Here is a 1,558-nt window from a genome sequence, read left to right on the forward strand (position 1 = left end):
GTTTATCACTAATAAATGCAGATGGTGCGCTATTTTTTAAATCAGCCGTTATTATCTTCCCAGAAATATTATTTGTATGATAAACCTCCTTAAATAGTTTAATCAGTGAAACTCTCCTTCCAGAACTTGTGAAAAGAATATTGAATTCATTGTCCTTGTTCATATTCATTACTCCCTCTAAATATTGGCATTGTTGCATAATCGCCATGCTTTATACCTTCAGAATTAATAACCTTTTTTATTGTTAAAAATAGGATTTTAATATCTAATAGGAAGCTTTGGTTTTCTACATACCAAACATCTAATTTGAATTTTTCTTCCCATGAGATACTATTACGACCATTTACTTGTGCCCACCCTGTTATTCCTGGTTTAACTAAATGTCGCTTTGCTTGTTCCTCCGTATATAAGGGTAAATAGTCCATAAGAAGTGGACGAGGACCAACTAAGCTAATATCCCCTTTTAATACATTTAGTAATTGTGGGAATTCATCTAGACTATATTTTCTTAAAAATTTTCCAAATGAGGTTAACCTTAGCTCATCAGGTAATAAAAAACCATTTTCATCTCTTCCATCCGTCATTGTACGGAATTTATAGAGTGAAAATGGCTTTCCATGTTTACCTGGTCGTATTTGTTTAAATATGATCGGTGATCCTAAATTTATTCGAACAAGGATTGCTATGATAGTTATAAAAAACGATAACAAAATCAGCATTACAATTACGCAACCAATATCGAATAGTCGTTTCATTTATAGAAACCTCCCTTATAATTTAGAAAAGGTATCTTTATACATTAAATAACTATTATTAGATATTATCAGTTTAATAACCTTTTCTACATTTTTACTCTTTGGCTATAATAATTAATGATTTTATCATCGACTTTTTCATCAAATTTCCTCGCAAAAAAATAGTTTGACTTGTTAATACTTTTTTTATCCTTTGTTTGTAAAATTTCAGGATGGTTTCCATTCCAATCAATATAAACTAAATTATTATTTATTACATTTGTTTTATATTGTGAATTCATAATAATAGTCTGAAAAAACCATTCATCGGGGCATAAAGCTCTTTTAAATGCTTTATAGAACCAACTATTATTTTCAACAAATTCAGCTACATATTTAGCTACATTTAACGGCATGCAAAACCATTGGGAACCATGATAATATTCATATTCATTTGGTAATTTATAAAAGTTAGGTGATAAATTCAAACCAATACTATATAAATAAATGATTCCCCTTCTTAATAGCCTAAAAGGGTGATATTTACTACTATATTGCCTTCTTAATAAATTAAACCATCTTACATTTAGAAAAGCTTTATCAATTCTTTTAGTTATATGTTCCGAAGTCATAAAAATTTTACTGGGATGCTGTAATAAGTACTCCTTTAAGCCATTTTTCACTAATAAATCCTGCCCACTACGTAAGCAAACAAAATCATAATTTTTATTCGCTTTTAAAACTTCGTTTATTAATAGTAAAGTAGCATCAATCTGAGAAATATCTCCCCAGCTTACATTAATCGATTTTTCAGTAATATATAC

2 protein-coding genes and 1 pseudogene are annotated in these 1,558 nt (G+C 28.8%); all 3 read right to left on the minus strand.

The annotated features are described in order from the left end of the window. Positions 1 to 163: pseudogene (locus HU235_RS25075) on the minus strand (ATP-grasp domain-containing protein); the annotation flags it as partial. Further along, positions 147 to 755 (minus strand): sugar transferase, encoded by a 609-nt coding sequence (locus HU235_RS14240; protein ID WP_095299842.1) that lies wholly within the window; start codon positions 753 to 755, stop codon positions 147 to 149. The gene HU235_RS14240 and the pseudogene HU235_RS25075, both read right to left, overlap by 17 nt. An 86-nt stretch (positions 756 to 841) precedes the next feature. Further along, on the minus strand, positions 842 to 1,558 hold a 717-nt coding region (locus tag HU235_RS14245; RefSeq protein WP_174880611.1), incomplete at its 5' end, for a beta-1,6-N-acetylglucosaminyltransferase.

It is taken from the genome of Metabacillus niabensis, assembly GCF_902829255.1.
GTDB classification, from domain to species: Bacteria; Bacillota; Bacilli; order Bacillales; family Bacillaceae; genus Metabacillus; species Metabacillus niabensis.